This is a genomic window from Mesorhizobium sp. CA8 (assembly GCF_020164955.1).
Lineage (GTDB): Bacteria > Pseudomonadota > Alphaproteobacteria > Rhizobiales > Rhizobiaceae > Mesorhizobium.
Genome location: NZ_JAIUHG010000013.1, coordinates 33,700 through 49,284, shown reverse-complemented (window position 1 = coordinate 49,284; position 15,585 = coordinate 33,700). Strand labels below are relative to the sequence as shown.

Here is a 15,585-nt window from a genome sequence, read left to right as displayed (position 1 = left end):
TCGCCATGCCTTCTCAGCGCATGACGAAGGGATCGGGGATCGGGTCGTCCGAGGTGCGGATCCACACCGATTTCGAGCGCGTGTAATCGCGGATGGCGTCGAGGCCGCCTTCGCGACCGAGACCCGAAAGACCGTAGCCGCCGAAGGGGACCAGCGGCGAGACGGCGCGGTAGGTGTTGACCCAGACGACGCCGGCACGGATGCCGCGGGCCATGCGATGCGCCTTGGCGAGATTCGAGGTGAAGACGCCGGAGGCGAGCCCGAATTGCGTGTCGTTGGCCAAAGCCAGCGCTTCAGCCTCGCTGTCGAAGGCAAGCACGCTCAGCACCGGACCGAACAGCTCTTCACGCACGCAGGCGAGAGCCTGATCCTGCGCCTCTATGATGGTCGGCGCGTAGTAGTATCCGTCAGCCTTGCCCTTCGGCCGTGCGCCGCCGGTGACCAGTCGGCCGCCTGCCGCCACGCTCTCCGCCACGATCGCCTCGATCCTTTCGCGCTGGCGCGAGGTCGCCAGTGGGCCTATCTCGGTGGCGGGATCCTGCGGGTCGCCGATGACGATGGCTTCGGCTTTGCGCCTCAGCCGCGCCAGGAAATCGTCCTTGACCGAACGCTCGGCCAGAAGCCGCGAGCCCGCGACGCAGCTCTGGCCCGTGGCGGCGAAAATACCGGCCACTACTGCATTGGCGGCGCTGTCGAGATCGGCATCGGCGAAGACGACGACCGGGCTTTTGCCACCGAGCTCGAGCGTGGTGTAAGCGAGGTTCTCGGCGGTGTTGGCGACGATCCGCCGGGCGGTCGAAGGGCCGCCGGTGAAGGCGACGCGGGCGACGAGCGGATGGCTGGTCAGGCGGTGCCCGCAATCATGGCCGAAGCCGGTGAGAATATTCACGCTGCCGGCCGGAAAGCCGGCCTCATGGACGAGCTCGGCGAAAGCCAGCAGCGGCGCCGGCCCATCCTCGGAGGCCTTAAGAACGACGGTGCAGCCGGCGGCCAGCGCCGGGCCGAGCTTGACCGCCGACAGGAAGAGCTGCGAGTTCCAGGGTACGACGGCGGCAACGACGCCGATCGGCTCGGGCCGAACCGTCACTTCCATATCGGCCTTGTCGATCGGGACGAAGGCGCCTTCATGCTTGTCGGCCAGTCCGCCATAATAGCGGTAATAATCGCCGACATAGGCGATCTGGGCACGCGTCTCGCGGATGATCTTGCCGGTGTCGCGCGTTTCCAGCTCGGCCAGACGGCCGGCATTGGCGGCGACCAGATCGCCGAGCCTCACCAGCAGTTTTCCACGCGCCGTCGCTGTCATCGATGCCCATGGACCGGAGCGCAGCGCCCGGTGCGCTGCCTCCACGGCGCGATCGACATCGGCAACCGAAGCGGCAGGCATCGTCGCCCAGGGCAGGCCTGTGGACGGATCGACGCTTTCGAAGCTGGAGGCGGCTTCGGCGAACCGGCCGTCTATGTAGTTCCTGAAGACAGTGCTGCTCATCGCGACTCCGCCTCCTGGAAAGCCGGCATCACCTTGTCGATGAACAGCTGCAGCGATTTCTTCTTGCGCTCGTGCGAAAGGCCGCTGTCGATCCAGATCGAATACTGGTCGTAGCCTTGCGCCTCATAGATCTTCAGCCTGGCGATCACCTCGTCGGCCTCGCCGATGACCAGGTTTTGCCGGATCTTGTCCGGCGCGTATTGGGGCATCGCCGCGATCTCTTCCTCGGTCAGCGGCTCCAGGACGCCTTGGTGAACAGGTTTCTTGTTCAGGAACCAGGCGCCGAATTGGCAGTAGAACTGCGACAGGTCCCGGGTCAGGCCATCGGCGTCGGCGGCACTCTCGGCGACGAAAGTGTGCATCAAGAGCATGATCTGCGGTCGCGGGATGCCCGGATGGGCCTGGCAGGCGGCGTTGAAGCGCTCCATCAAGCTCGCTACCTCGCCATCTCCGGAGGCAAGCGGCGTCACCTGCACCTGGCATTTGTTGGCTACCGCGAACTCGTGCGAATTCGGGTCGCGCGCGGCCACCCAGATCGGCGGGTAGGGTTTTTGCAAGGGCTTGGGGGAGGAGGTGGTCGGCGGGAACTGCCAGAACTCGCCGGAATGCTCGTAGTCGCCGTCCCAAAGGCCGCGGATCGCCGGTATCATCTCGCGCATGCGCTGGCCGGCGCCCCACGCATCCAGTCCCGGGAAGATGCGCTGATACTCATAGCTGTAGGCGCCGCGCGCGATGCCCAGATCCAGCCGGCCGCCGGTGATGACATCGGCCATCGCCGCTTCGCCGGCGAGTTTGATCGGGTGCCAGAAGGGCGCGATGATCGTGCCAGTGCCGAGACGGATGGTATTCGTCTTTGCGGCGAGATAGGCGATGTTGATGAACGGGTTCGGCGAGATGGTAAATTCCATCCCGTGATGCTCGCCGATCCAGGCGGTCTCGAAGCCTGCCGCTTCCACCAGCAGGACCAGTTCTTCCAATTCTAGCAGCAATTCGGAATGCGGCTTGGCGAGATCCGAGCGCTCCATATGGACGAAAAGCGAAAATTTCATCGATCTCACCGCTGGCCGGAATGGATTGGCGTCGACGGCGCCGGCCTTGCGAGCGGCCGGACCTCGCCTTCGACCTCGTTGCCGACATAGACGCCGAACATGTCCTCGGCACGCTCGCGCGCGTAGCGGGCGAGCATCGAACGCACTGCCGGGTCGGCGATCTTCAATTCCGCGATCCGCTCGATCTCGACAAAGCGGATCTTGCCATCGCCGGAGACGGGGGCGTCCACAGTCCCGCGATAATAGACGTGCGTGCGTGCGGCGTCCGTCGCATCATCCCACACTGCGTAGAGGAAGCCGAGCTCGGCATCGATCGCCTTGGCGGCAAGTTTTCCCCTGAGGCTGCGGGCATCGTTCGCGGCACCGAGGCCGCGGCCGGCTGGCAATTGGTAAGATCCCTCTGCGGTCTCGAAGAAGAGCACGCGGCCTTCGTTCTCGAGGATCGCGCCGACCTCGGTCCCGGGCGGAGCGGCGGCTGCCAACGCCTCCTGGCTCAGGCCCGGCGTGACATAGGCGCCCCGGCAGTAGCCGAGAGGCTGTGCGCCATTGTGGCTGAAGTCATGGACGCGGCCGATGAGGATCGAATGGTCGCCGGCATCGACCAATTGCTCCATACCGCAATCGAACACCGCAACTGATCCCTCGATCAGCGGATTGCCGGTCTGCCCGGGTTGCCAAGCCACGGAGGCGAATTTGTCCGCGGCCTTTGAGGCGAAGATGCCGGACGCGGATTTCTGGGCTTCCGACAGGACGTTGATGGCAAAGCCTCTCGAAGTGGAGAATGCCTGATGTCCCAGCGCTTTCTTGGCAAGGCAGACCAGCACCAGCGGCGGGTCGAGCGAGACGGAGGTGAAGGAGTTGGCGGTGAAGCCGCGCGGATCGCCAGCCTCGTCGATCGTGGTGACGATGGTGACGCCGGTCAGGAAGGAGCCCAGCGCGCGCCGGAACTCCATGGCATCGAATGCCGGACCGGCGTCCGCGCCTGCGGAAGCGCTCGACGCCTCGTCGAGAAAGTCCATTATCCGTTGAGTCACTTTTTGCGGCGACGCGATTGTCATCATGTGCTTTTCGCCATTCAACACCAGGCACCGCCCCGCCGGCGCGAGCCGCGCCATCGCCGCCGACATGGCGGGGGTCGAGTTGCGATCCTCCGAGCCGGTCATGAACAGCGCGGGTGCGGCAAGGTCGGCCAGGTGATCGGTGTGCGCGGTGTCGGCACTGGCAAAGAGGCGGTAGGTGCGGGCATACCCTTCGGCGTTGACGCTTTCGAGTGCTGAACGAGCCGTCGCGGCCGCGTTTGAAAGAGCCGGCGGAATCGGATTGCCGAACCAACGAGCGATCGTGGCGGCGATGGCCGACGGATCGCCGGGCCGGCCAAGCGCTGCCGCCCGTTCGCGCACCGCCTGCGCGAGCTCGGGCGGGCGACGGAAGACGGCGTTGAGACAGACGATGGCGCTGATGCGAGCGGGCGCTCGGAGCGCGAGTTCCTGTGCCACCAGCGCGCCCATCGAGTGGCCGACAACGGCGACGCGATCGAGGCCGAGATAATCAAGCAGGCGGATCGCCTGATCGGCGAAGTCCGACAGCTGGGCATTCGCCGGCGGGAGGGGCGAAGAACCATGGCCGAGCATGTCGATGGCGATCACGTCGAAGCGGTCCTGCATCGCGGCGATCTGCGGCCGCCAGATCTCGGCATTCATGCCGACGCCGTGGATAAGCAGAACCGGTCTGCCTGAACCGGCACGGATGAAGCCGGTGCCGTCGGGTGCCTTGCTGCGGATCGTCGCGGCGTCAGCCATGCAGATCTCCGAGCTCCCTCAGATCCTGGTACCGATCGCCGATCCGGTGATGCGGGCGGCCGCCGATCGATGCGCCGAGCGCCACGACCAGTTCGTCCGGAGCCGGCGCGTCGCCGATCTGGAAATGCACCGTCAGGTAATGCGAGCGGCGGCCTTCGTCGTTCTTGTCCATCAGCGGGATCATGATCGGCGTGTTCGGACCGCCACGCAGATTGGTGAAGGCGAGATAGGTCTTGGCGCCGACAGCGCGGCGATAGTGGTTGCCGAAATGCAGCGTGTGGATCAGCGCCGAAGCATGCTCGACCTCGCCGGATGTGCCGCAAATGGCGGCCTTGCCGTAGCCTTCGATGGCCTCGCCCGAACCCGCCACGCCGATGATCTCATTGGTCAGCGTTTCGCCGAGCACCGGCGCGAAAGCGCGGATCTCGGGCGAGAGGTCCTCGGTGAAGCCGCGGCCTGCCCACGGGTTGGTGAGCACCGCGGCGACGCCGATCAGGCGCAGCGGCCGCGGGGCCGTCTTGCCGCCCTCGATCAGGGTGTTCTCGGTATAGGTGACGATCTTGCGGATGGCCGGCTGCATGAAAGTCCTCGGGATGGGAGCCGCTCGCGGCCGCATCGATTTGTGTATCATCTTATGGTATACCATGCTATGGGGTGCCGCATGCCTTGTCAATCCGTCATGGAATCTGTTTTTGTGATCAGGCTAGGGATTCAGGAAAAATGGCTGACACGCTTCGCATAGACCGCTCCGCCAAGACGTTGAGGACACTGGCGCTGGAGCGCATGCGCGAGGCAATCATGGATTTCCATTTCCAGCCCGGCGAAAGGCTGGTCGAGCGGCCGCTATGCGACCAGCTCGGGGTCAGCCGTTCGGTCGTGCGCGAGGTGCTGCGGCAGTTGGAGGCCGAAGGCCTGGTGCAGATGATACCTGGACATGGGCCGGCCGTGGCAAAGCCTGATCTTGGCCGGACCGACGAGATCTACGAGTTGCGCGCGCTGCTGGAGGGCATTGCGGCGAAGGCCTGCGCCACATCGGCCACCGACGGTCAGATCGCGCTGCTCGATGCGGCGCTGGCAAAGCTGCTCGAGGCGTGGGCGTCGGGCGTGCCGGCCGAGGTGATGCGGGCGACGGCGAGCTTCTATGAGGTGCTCTTCGAAGCCGCCGACAAGCGCATAGCCTGGGAGATCGTCACCGGTCTCAATGTGCGCATCAACCAGCTGCGTTCGATGACAATCCTGTCGCAGAACCGCCGCGAGCCGGCGATCGCCGAAATGCACGCGATAATGGATGCGATCCGTTCGCGCAAGCCGGAAGCGGCGGAGGCGGCGGCGCGGCGGCATGTGGAGACGGCCTGGCAAATCGCGCGCGACGCGCTTCGGCTCGGGACGCTTTAGGCAGCCCTGTTCGAAACTAATTCCTGTCGACCGGCTTGGAGCGCATGCGCGACACCGTTTCGCGTTCGGCGCGCTTGGAGCGCAGCGGCGGCAGGCCGCGGTCGATGAGGTCCATGTCCTCCAGCACCATGTCACCCATGCGCTTGAAGGCGATGTCGAGCGCGCCGGCGCGATGCGCCGAACGCAGGAAGCCGGGGAGGGTGCGGACGGGATGGTCCTTGGCCAGCGGCTCCTCCGGGAAGACGTCGCTTGCGGCGACGATGTGGCGGCTCTTCACCGCTTGCATCAATGCCGGGAAATCGACGACGCCGGCGCGGCTGAGCAGGATGAAGGCCGCGCCCTTGCGCATTTTGGCAAAGGAGTCCGCGCCGAGAAAGCCCTGGTTCTCGCTGGTGACGGAAGCGACCACAAAAACGAAATCGCTTTGCGACAGCACCTCGTCCAGCGAGGCCGGCTCGACGCCATTGTCGACCAGGATCGACGGCGGCAGCCACGGATCATAGACCTTGGTGCGTGTGCGAAAACCGGTCAGCAGGCGGTTGAGCGCGCGGCCGAGGTCGCCGAAGCCGATGATGCCCACATCGGCGCCGGAGAGAAGCCGCGCAGTCTGGTTGCCGTCGCCGCCCCACAGTTCCTTGCCCTGCCGGAAAGCGAGGTCAGCGTCGACAATGTTGCGCGCTAGGTTCAGCGCCATGGCGAGGCCAAGCTCCGCCACCGGTTCGGCAAAGACCAGCCCGGTGGTAACGACATGGATGCCGCGTGCGAACAGCGTCTCATAGGGCATGTTGTTGAGGAGGTTGGTCTCGACGTTGAAGATGCAGCGCAGCGCCTTCAGCTTTTCCAGCGTGTCGGAGGAAATCGGCGGTTGGCCGATGATGTAACGCGCCTCGGCCAAAGTTTCGGCGGGTAGGGCGGAAACGTCTTCCGGCGTGGTCTCGACAATGCGATAGTGGCTGCGCAGGCGTGCCAGTTGCGGCGGCGTGAAGATCAGGTCGAGCGTGCGCGGTTCGGGTGCGCTGATCACCAGCGGCAAGGTGTTGTCGGACATGTTTTCCTCCCGGGACACGATTGGGTCGCGTCAATCACTTCTTTCCAGTCTTACTCCCGGTGAAACGATTTACAAGAACGAAAAATCGATTTATCGATTGGAATGGCGAGGTGGCTGATCGGCTGCCTGCCTTCGGGAGGAAGTCAATGGCGCAACAGGAAGCCCGGCAGCGGCGTCCGTCGATCCATGACGTGGCAAGCCATGCCGGCGTGTCCGCGGCCACCGTCTCCAAGGTGCTGGCCGGCGTCATCACGGTGAAGCCTGAAAACGCGCAGCGCGTCTTCGATGCCGTCGAACGCCTGGGCTACCGCGTCGATCCATTGGCGTCCGACATGCGCAGGGCCAAGCGCCGCATCATCGGCGCCATCATGCCGGAATTCGAAAGCGAGTTCTTCGGTTCGATGGTCACCGAGCTGGAAGGCCTTGCCGAGCAGCGCGGCTATACGCTCGTCGCGGCATCGAGCCGTGAATCGGAGGCGCGCGAGAAGGAGATCCTCGCCCGCATGCATGACTGGCGCGTTGCCGGCGTGGTGCTGGCGCCGGTGCGCAATGAGCACGGGCCGGCGGCTGCCTTCATGAAAGCCCACGGCATGACCGGCGTGCTGATCGACCGTGTCTTGTCCGACGACGCTTTCGACACGGTCTCGGCCGATAGTTTCGCCGCCAGCGCCGAAGTGGCGCGGATGCTGATCGGCAATGGGCACAGCCATATTCTGGTCATCGGCCTTGCCGAGCAGGCGGCGACGGTGCGGGCGCGCCTGGAAGGTTTTCGCAGCCAGGCGCTGGCGCTCAACCCGTCGGCACGCATCGACGTCATCACCTCGGAAGTCAGCGTCGAGCCGCTGCGATCTTCGCTGCGCGACTATTTCGGGAGAGGCGAGAGGCCGACCGCCGTCTATTCGCTGCTTTTGAAGGGCACGCTTGTCGCGCTGTCCGAATTCCGCCGCCGCGGCTGGCACTGCCCGAACGATATCTCGCTGGTCGGCTTCGACGACGCCGAATGGATGCAGGTGACATGGCCGGCGATCGCGGCCGTGGTGCAGCCGGTGCGCCAGATCGCCAGCGAGGCGATGAACCTTTTGTTTCGCAGGGTCGAGGGTGATGCGGGACCACCCGCGGCGCGGCTCGAGCCCTGCCAGGTGTTGATGCGGGAATCCGTTGGCTCGCCAGGCAACGGCCCGCATTCCGGGGGAGGAGATCGACAACAGCCCCCATTGTCGTGAGCGGAAGCATGCGCCGGCCCTGGCCGTGGCATCCGGCGCCAAGAATCGAATGGAGGATCGAATGATATCGCATTTCTTGAAGATAAATCGATTTACACTTGCCGTAGGCGTCGCGCTTGCGTTCTCCGCCGTCGGCGTCGCCAAGGCCGAGGACGGCGAATATGGCGTGCTGATGAAGACGCTGGCCAACCCGTTCTGGGGCGCGATGGCGCAAGGCGTCGCGGACGGCGCGAAGGAAGCCGGGGTTAAATATTTCCAGCAGGCGGCCGAGAGCGACCAAGCGGCCGAGCCGCAGCTCAACCTTTGCAACACCATGCTCGAGCGCAAGCCGGTGGCGATGATCACTGCCGCCATCAACTCGACCAATCTTCTGCCTTGCCTGAAGTCGGCGCAGGAGGCCGGCATCAAGATCGTCGATCTCGACAACAATCTCGACCAGGCGGTGCTCGACAAGGAAGGCGTCAAGGTCACCTTCCATATCGGCTCCGACAACATCGCCGCCGGCGCGCAGGGTGCGGAATATCTCGCCAACAAGCTCGGCAAGGACGCCAAAGGTCCGGTGCTGGTGATCGAAGGCCTCTCCGGCAACATCACCGGCGAGAAGCGCGCCAAAGGCTTTGCCGACAAGCTGAAGGAACTGGCGCCCGGCCTTGAAATCGTCGCCTCGCTGCCGGGCGACTGGGATCGCGGCAAGGCCGCCTCGATCGCCACCGACACGCTGACCGCGCATCCCGATCTCGTCGCCATCTTCTGCGCGAATGACGGCATGGCGCTTGGCGCGGTGGAATCGGTCTATGCGGCGGGCAAGGGTTCTCAGGTGACGATCATCGGCGTCGACGGCAATGTCGATGCGGTGAAGTCGATCAAGGAGGGCCGCCTCAACGCCTCTGTCGCGCAGCTTCCCTATCTCGTGGGCAAGCAGGCGGTGGAGAACGTCAAGAAGGCGCTCGGCGGCGAGAAGGTTCCGGAAAGCATCGCCGTGCCGACTTTGGTGCTGACCAAGGACGTGCTCGACGCCGGCAAGGAGCCGATGCTGCAATATGTGAAATAGTCCTCCCGGACAGGCTGGCGCGGGTCTACCCTGCGCCAGCCAACTTTTTTGCGAACAGCGAGGCAAGATGGCTTCCGAAACGACGCAGCCCGGCTTCTGGGCTCGGGTGCAGCGCGCATCCGTCGAAAGGCTCCACATCAGGCTGGAGTCGCTGGTGGTGCTTCTGGCGCTGAGCACGGCGATGGCGCTGCTGTCACCGTATTTCCTGTCGCTCAGCAATTTCCTCAACATCCTTTTGGCCACCTCGACGATCGGCGTGCTGGCGATCGCCGCCACCTTCGTCATCGGCTCGGGCGGGCTCGACCTGTCGCTCGGCTCGGTCATGGGGCTGGCCGGGGTCGCGGGCGCTTTCGTCGCGGTCAATCTCGGCTGGCCATCGGTCTTCGCAGTAATCGCCTGCATTCTGGCCGGCGGGATCGCCGGCTACATAAACGGCCAGTTGGTCACCCGTGCCTTCGTGCCGGCCTTCATCGTCACGCTCGGCATGCTGGGTCTTGCGCGCGGGCTGGCGCTGGTCATCTCGAAGGGCAGGGCAATCTACGGACTGCCGCCCGAGATCGTCTATATCGGCCAGGGCCGGCCCTTCGGTGTCCCTATGCCGGTCATCATCTTCGTGCTGACGGCAATCGTCGCGCATGCGGTGCTCGCCTATACGCGCTTCGGCCGACACACGCTGGCGCTGGGGGACAGTGAAGGGGCTGCCCGCGCGGCCGGCATCCGCGTCGAGCATCACCGCCGCATCATCTACACGCTGTCCGGCGCGCTTGCCGGGCTCGCCGGCCTGCTCTTCACCGCCCGCGTCAATGCCGGCGATCCGACCGCCGGCATCAACTACGAGCTTACCGCGATCACGGCGGCTATCATCGGCGGCACCAACCTGTTCGGCGGCCGCGCCTCGATCCTCGGCACGATGATCGGCGCGCTGATCATGGGCGTCTTGCAGAACGGGCTGACGCTGCTTGCGGTGCAATCCTATTACCAGCAGATGGCGATCGGCGCGGTGCTGATCCTCGCCGTCTTCATCGACCAGTACCAGGTGCGGAAAGAGTCGCGCGTATGACCCTGCTTTCGCTTCGTGGCATCCGCAAGAGTTTTGGCGCGGTCGATGTTTTGCATGGTGTCGATCTTTCGGTCGCGGCCGGCGAGGTGGTCGGGCTGGTCGGCGACAATGGCGCCGGCAAGTCGACGCTGATGAAGACCATCACCGGCATCTACCGCGCAGACACCGGCTCGATCGAATTCGATGGCAAGGACATACTGGCGCTGGATCCCGGCCAGCGCCGCCGTCTCGGCATCGAGATGATCTACCAGGACCTGTCGCTGGCCAAACAGCAGGACGTGGCCTCGAACATCTTCCTCGGACGTGAACCGACGAAAAAGTTGCTCGGCCTAGTCCCGGGCTTCGTCGACAAAAGCGAGATGGATCGTCAGGCTGCGAAAATGATTGAGCGGCTGGGCGCGCATCTGCCGTCAATAAACCGATCGGTCGGTTCGTTCTCCGGCGGCCAACAGCAGACGGTGGCGATCGCGCGTGCGCTCACCTTCAATCCAAAGCTCGTCATCATGGACGAGCCGACTGCGGCGCTGGCCGTGCGCGAGGTGCAGAGCGTGCTCGACCTCATCCGGCGGCTGAGGTCGGAGGGCATCGCCGTCATCCTGATCTCGCACCGGCTGAACGACGTGCTGTCGGTCACCGACCGCATCGTCGTGCTGCGCCACGGCAGGGCGGACGCCGATCTCGTCACCGCCAACACCAACATGAACGAAGTCGTCAGCCGCATCGTCGGCGGCGGCGATACGGCCGCAGCGGCGGCGCATGAGCAACGAGGCTGACATGAATACCTTCGGACTGCATACTTTCGCCATCGCGCCTGTCTGGGATCTTGCCCGCATAGAGCCGCAGATGGACCGGCTGAAGGAGCTCGGCATCGGCCTGATGGAGATCCCGCTGCTTCGCCCCGAGGAGATCGATACCAAGCGCACGCGCGGCTTCGCCAATCACTACGGCGTCCAGCTTATCCCCTCGCTCGGCCTGCCGCGCGCGCTCGACGTGGTCGAGCGGCCGGACGAGGCGCTCGACTTCCTGCAGCCGGCCTTCAAGGTCTGCAACGAGGTGGGTGCGGAAGCGCTCGGCGGCGTCACCTATGGCACGATCGGCAAGACCACCGGCCGGGTGCCGACGCAAAGGGAGATCGACGGCATGTGCCGCTTCCTCGAACGGGCGGCGAAGGCGGCGAAGGCGCGCAGCCTCAAGCTCGGCATCGAGCCCTGCAACCGCTACGAGACGCATCTGATCAACCGCGGCATCGACGCGGCGCGCATCATCGAGCGCGTCGGCGCCGATAACATCTTCATCCATCTCGACACCTACCACATGCATATCGAGGAGGAGAGTTTTGCTTCCGGCTTCGAGGCGGCGGCGCCTTATCTCGGTTATGTGCATGTGTCGGAGGCCAATCGCGGCGTGCCGGGGCGCGGCATGCTCAACTGGGCGGCCTGCATGAAGGCGATCGCCGATATCGGCTACGAGGGCGCGATCACGCTTGAAAGCATGAACCATGTCGATGTCGACATCGCCGGCGGTCTCGCCGTGTGGCGGCCGGTGGCAGAAGATCCCCGCGACGTCATCGAGGTCGGCCTGCCGTTCCTGCGCGAGGAGGCGAAGAAGGCCGGACTGACGCTGGGATAGAATCGAGTAGCGCAGCCAAGAGACCGAAGCCTGGACGGCGCTATTTGCCGAACCAGATACCTCGTGCAATGTGGCTTCGGAGGATCAAAAATCGTGCCATTCGTCAGCATCGGCGGCGTCGCGCTGCACCACCGCTACATAGAAGCGAAGGGCACTTCGCGCCCGATCATCTTCATCAATTCGCTGGGCACCGACTTCCGCATCTGGGACGACGTCATCGCGCGGCTTACCGACGAAATGCCGATGCTCGTCTATGACAAACGCGGCCACGGGCTTTCGAATATCGGAAGCGGTGTGCGCTCGATCGACGACCACGTCGATGATTTGAGCGCGCTTATAGATCACTTCGGTTTCGATAAGGTGGTGCTCTACGGCCTGTCGGTTGGCGGGATGGTCGCGCAAGGGCTCTGTGCCCGGCGGCCCGAACTCGTCGATGCGTTGATCCTGGGCGACACCGCGCACAAGATCGGCACCGCCGAGAGCTGGAACAGCCGCATCGCAACCGTTGAGCGCGACGGCATTGAGGCGATCGCCGACGCCGTGCTCAAGGGGTGGTTCACGCCGCATTTCGATGCCACGCGCGCGGCCGATCTTGCCGGCTGCCGCAACATGCTTACCAGGCAGGCCCTGGCGGGTTATATCGGCACCTGCATGGCGGTCCGCGACGCCGATTTCACCGAGAGCGCCCGGCGCATTGCGGTGCCGACGCTCTGCCTCGTCGGCGACCAGGACGGCTCGACGCCGCCGGAGCTGGTCCTATCGCTGGCCGACCTGATCCCCGGCGCACGCTTCGAGGTGATCCGCAATGCCGGGCACATTCCCTGTATCGAGCAGCCGGAAGCGCTCGTCACTTTGATCCGCGATTTCATCGCCTCGCTTCCCGGCCGCGGGCGCTAACTCCGACTATCGAACGGCCGTCAATCGATGTCACACCCGCTCCAGCGCGATGGCGATGCCCTGGCCGACGCCGATGCACATGGTGGCCAAAGCGAGCTTGCCGCCGCGCTCGCGCAACTCGAGCGCCGCCGTGCCTGTGATGCGCGCGCCGGACATGCCGAGCGGATGACCAAGAGCGATGGCGCCGCCATTCGGATTGACGTGCGCGGCGTCCTCGGCGATGCCCAGCTGGCGGAGCACCGCAATGCCCTGGGAGGCAAAGGCTTCGTTCAATTCGACGACGTCGAACTGTTGGGGCGTCAGGCCAAGGCGGGCGCAAAGTTTCTTCGTGGCCGGCGCCGGGCCGATGCCCATGATGCGCGGCGCCACACCGGCGACGGCACCGCCGAGGATACGGGCGATCGGCGTCAGCCTATGTTTCTTAGCCGCTGCTTCGGACGCGATGATGATGGCGGCCGCGCCGTCATTGACGCCGGAAGCATTGCCGGCGGTGACGGTGCCGCCCCGGCGGAACGGCGTCGGCAGTTTGGCCAGCACCTCGATGGTCGTGCCGGCGCGAGGGTGTTCGTCCTTCGCGACGACGACCGGATCGCCTTTCTTCTGCGGGATGGTCACCGGCGTGATCTCCTTCGCAAGCCGGCCATTTTGTTGCGCGGCGACCGCCTTGTCCTGGCTGCGGACCGCGAAGGTGTCCTGGTCGGCTCTGCTGACGGAAAAATCCTCGGCGACGTTCTCGCCGGTCTCCGGCATGGAATCGACGCCGTACTGCTTCTTCATCAGCGGGTTGACGAAGCGCCAGCCGATGGTGGTGTCGTAGATCTCGGCATTGCGCGAGAAGGCGGTGTCGGCCTTCGGCATGACGAAGGGCGCGCGGCTCATCGATTCCACACCGCCTGCGATCATCAGCTCGGCCTCGCCTGATTTGATGGCGCGCGCGGCGATGGTGACGGCATCCATGCCAGAGCCGCACAGGCGGTTGACCGTCGAACCGGGGATGTCCTGCGGAAGGCCGGCAAGCAGCAGCGCCATGCGCGCCACGTTGCGGTTGTCCTCGCCGGCCTGGTTGGCGCAGCCATAGACGACGTCATCGACCGCCGCCCAGTCGACGCCCTTGTTGCGCTCAACGAGCGCTCTTAACGGGATGGCGCCGAGATCGTCGGCACGCACCGGGGACAATGAACCGCCGAAGCGACCGATGGGCGTGCGGATGTAGTCGCAGATGAAGGCGTCAGTCATTTATGCAGCTTTCCCGTTGGCGGTCCTTGATGCGCCGCCCTGGTGCGGGCCTGCAGGTCGCGCAATGTCTTCAACTCCAGTTCCGTCGGCGCCGGCGTCTCGTCAAGGGCCTCGGTGAACTTGACCAACCAGCCACAAGTCTCCTGCACCTGCTCGCGCGTGACGCCGGGATGCAGCGACACCACGGTAAACTCCTTCGTCACCGGGTCCGGCTTCCAGATGGCGAGGTCGGTGATCAAAAGCGTAGGCCCGGCGGTATCGATGCCGAGCCGCTTGCGATGATCGCCGCCGCCGCCATGGCCGAAGGAGGTGAAGAAGTCGATCTTCTCGACCATGCCGCGCTTCGACTGGGCCATGGTGATGTAGACCTGCCTCGACGAGGTGGCGATCTCCGGCGCGCCGCCGCCGCCGGGCAGGCGGGTCTTGGGATGCGCATAGTCGCCGATGACGGTGGTGTTGATGTTGCCGAATTTGTCGAGCTGGGCGGCGCCCAGGAAGCCGATCGAGATGCGGCCGCCCTGCAGCCAGTAGCGGAACATCTCCGGCACGGAGACGGTGGTGACCGCCGTCTCGCACAATTCGCCGTCGCCGATCGACAGCGGCAAGACGTCGGGCGCGGTGCCGATGGTGCCGCTCTCATAGATCAGCGTAATGTCGGGCGCATGGGTCAGCCGCGCGACATTGCAGGCGGCCGATGGCGCGCCGATGCCGACGAAGCAGACATCCTCGCTTTCCAGCGCGCGGCTGGCGGCGATCGTCATCATCTCGTTCGGGGTGAAGCCCAGATTGTCCGCGTCGCTCATGCGGCTTTCCTCAAATGCTCGACGCGGCAGGCAAAGTCGTCCGCGCTGCTTTCGATGACGTTCTTCTGGATCCACGCCTGGAAGCGGTCGCGGTCGGCGGCGATCTCGTCCCATTCGAGATAGGCGGCGTTGTCGCGCTCGTAATAGCCATGCGTGTAGGAGGGGTGCGAGCCGCCCGGCACGACGGAAATCGCCGCGATCGTCCAGTTCGGCAGCACGGTGAGGTTTGGGTGCAGATCGGCGAAATTGTCGACCACTTCCTCGACCGTAACCACTGCCCGCTTTGCGGCAAGAACGGCTTCCTTCTGGATGCCGATGATGCCCTCGACCAGCACGTTGCCCTTCCGGTCCGCCTTCTGCGCGTGGATGAAGGTGACGTCGGGCCTTATCGCCGGAACGGCCGCCAGCACCTCGCCTGTGAACGGGCAGGTGACCGATTTGATGTTGGGATTGACCGCGGCAAGACCGGCGCCGCGATAGCCGCGAAACACCGCGCAGGGCAGGCCGGCGGCGCCCGCCTCGTAGGCATTGGCCATGCCTGCGTGGCTGTGCTCCTCGACCTCGATGGCGCGCGGAAAGCCGTTCTCGATGGCGTCGCGGGCGCGCCTGAGCAGGCCGACGCCCGGATTGCCCACATAGGAGAAGACCACCTTCCTCGCCATGCCCATGCCGATCATCTGGTCGTAGATCAGGTCGGGCGTCATGCGGATCAGCGTCAGGTCGCGAAAGCCCTGGCGGATCGCCTCATGCGCTGCGGCGGTGGGGATCAGATGGGTGAAGCCCTCGAAGGCGACCGTATCGCCGTCGTGCAGGTTTTCCGCGACCGCTTCTTTCAGCGGCAGGAACTTGACCATCGCCGGGCTCCATGAAAAGTTCGTATTGCGAACATATGTTTTACATGAGATA

The 15,585-nt window shown here is 64.9% G+C and carries 15 protein-coding genes; 7 read left to right on the top strand and 8 right to left on the bottom strand.

Annotated features, from left to right (window positions below):
* Positions 1–13 precede the first annotated feature (13 nt).
* From LB553_RS15900 to LB553_RS15885, 4 genes are read right to left on the bottom strand one after another with little or no spacing between them, the layout of a single operon-like run.
* On the bottom strand, positions 14–1,489 hold the full coding sequence (locus LB553_RS15900; protein WP_224514682.1) for an aldehyde dehydrogenase: 1,476 nt from the start codon (positions 1,487–1,489) through the stop codon (positions 14–16).
* Positions 1,486–2,538: an LLM class flavin-dependent oxidoreductase gene (locus tag LB553_RS15895; RefSeq protein ID WP_224514680.1), complete on the bottom strand. Its 1,053-nt coding sequence runs from the start codon at positions 2,536–2,538 to the stop codon at positions 1,486–1,488. Before LB553_RS15895 ends, LB553_RS15900 begins: the two co-directional genes overlap by 4 nt.
* Before the next feature lie 5 nt (positions 2,539–2,543).
* Positions 2,544–4,337, bottom strand: a complete 1,794-nt coding sequence (locus tag LB553_RS15890) for an alpha/beta fold hydrolase (protein WP_224514677.1) — start codon at positions 4,335–4,337, stop codon at positions 2,544–2,546.
* Entirely contained in the window at positions 4,330–4,917 is a 588-nt protein-coding gene (locus LB553_RS15885; RefSeq protein ID WP_224514674.1) for an amino acid synthesis family protein, read from the bottom strand. Before LB553_RS15885 ends, LB553_RS15890 begins: the two co-directional genes overlap by 8 nt.
* Before the next feature lie 140 nt (positions 4,918–5,057).
* On the opposite strand from LB553_RS15885, the gene LB553_RS15880 reads away from it, so the two are divergent.
* Positions 5,058–5,732: a GntR family transcriptional regulator gene (locus tag LB553_RS15880; RefSeq protein ID WP_224514671.1), complete on the top strand. Its 675-nt coding sequence runs from the start codon at positions 5,058–5,060 to the stop codon at positions 5,730–5,732.
* Positions 5,733–5,748: 16 nt separating this feature from the next.
* Here LB553_RS15880 and LB553_RS15875 read toward each other — a convergent pair whose 3' ends face one another.
* Positions 5,749–6,780: a hydroxyacid dehydrogenase gene (locus LB553_RS15875; RefSeq protein WP_224514669.1), complete on the bottom strand. Its 1,032-nt coding sequence runs from the start codon at positions 6,778–6,780 to the stop codon at positions 5,749–5,751.
* Between the two features lie 146 nt (positions 6,781–6,926).
* On the opposite strand from LB553_RS15875, the gene LB553_RS15870 reads away from it, so the two are divergent.
* The 6 genes from LB553_RS15870 to pcaD all read left to right on the top strand — a co-directional run bounded on the left by LB553_RS15870 (position 6,927) and on the right by pcaD (position 12,640).
* Complete coding sequence (locus LB553_RS15870) at positions 6,927–8,003, top strand: LacI family DNA-binding transcriptional regulator (protein ID WP_224514667.1); 1,077 nt, start codon at positions 6,927–6,929, stop codon at positions 8,001–8,003.
* Positions 8,004–8,064: 61 nt separating this feature from the next.
* Positions 8,065–9,054: a substrate-binding domain-containing protein gene (locus tag LB553_RS15865; RefSeq protein ID WP_224514665.1), complete on the top strand. Its 990-nt coding sequence runs from the start codon at positions 8,065–8,067 to the stop codon at positions 9,052–9,054.
* Between the two features lie 67 nt (positions 9,055–9,121).
* On the top strand, positions 9,122–10,114 hold the full coding sequence (locus LB553_RS15860) for an ABC transporter permease (RefSeq protein ID WP_224514663.1): 993 nt from the start codon (positions 9,122–9,124) through the stop codon (positions 10,112–10,114).
* Positions 10,111–10,887: an ATP-binding cassette domain-containing protein gene (locus tag LB553_RS15855; protein ID WP_224514661.1), complete on the top strand. Its 777-nt coding sequence runs from the start codon at positions 10,111–10,113 to the stop codon at positions 10,885–10,887. The genes LB553_RS15860 and LB553_RS15855 overlap by 4 nt, the downstream gene beginning before the upstream one ends.
* Position 10,888: 1 nt before the next feature.
* Positions 10,889–11,743, top strand: coding sequence for a sugar phosphate isomerase/epimerase family protein (locus LB553_RS15850; RefSeq protein ID WP_224514659.1), 855 nt, complete (start codon positions 10,889–10,891; stop codon positions 11,741–11,743).
* Positions 11,744–11,836: 93 nt separating this feature from the next.
* Positions 11,837–12,640 carry a 3-oxoadipate enol-lactonase gene (pcaD, locus tag LB553_RS15845; protein ID WP_224514658.1) on the top strand — a complete coding sequence of 268 codons (804 nt, stop codon included), beginning with the start codon at positions 11,837–11,839 and terminating at the stop codon, positions 12,638–12,640.
* 30 nt (positions 12,641–12,670) lie between these two features.
* On the opposite strand, the gene pcaF is transcribed toward pcaD, so the two are convergent.
* From pcaF to LB553_RS15830, 3 genes are read right to left on the bottom strand one after another with little or no spacing between them, the layout of a single operon-like run.
* Complete coding sequence (pcaF, locus tag LB553_RS15840; RefSeq protein WP_224514652.1) at positions 12,671–13,876, bottom strand: 3-oxoadipyl-CoA thiolase; 1,206 nt, start codon at positions 13,874–13,876, stop codon at positions 12,671–12,673.
* The gene (locus tag LB553_RS15835) at positions 13,873–14,679 is read right to left on the bottom strand and encodes a CoA-transferase subunit beta (RefSeq protein WP_224514650.1); all 807 of its coding nucleotides are present in this window, start codon (positions 14,677–14,679) and stop codon (positions 13,873–13,875) included. Before LB553_RS15835 ends, pcaF begins: the two co-directional genes overlap by 4 nt.
* On the bottom strand, positions 14,676–15,533 hold the full coding sequence (locus LB553_RS15830; RefSeq protein WP_224514649.1) for a CoA transferase subunit A: 858 nt from the start codon (positions 15,531–15,533) through the stop codon (positions 14,676–14,678). Before LB553_RS15830 ends, LB553_RS15835 begins: the two co-directional genes overlap by 4 nt.
* Between the last annotated feature and the right edge of the window lie 52 nt (positions 15,534–15,585).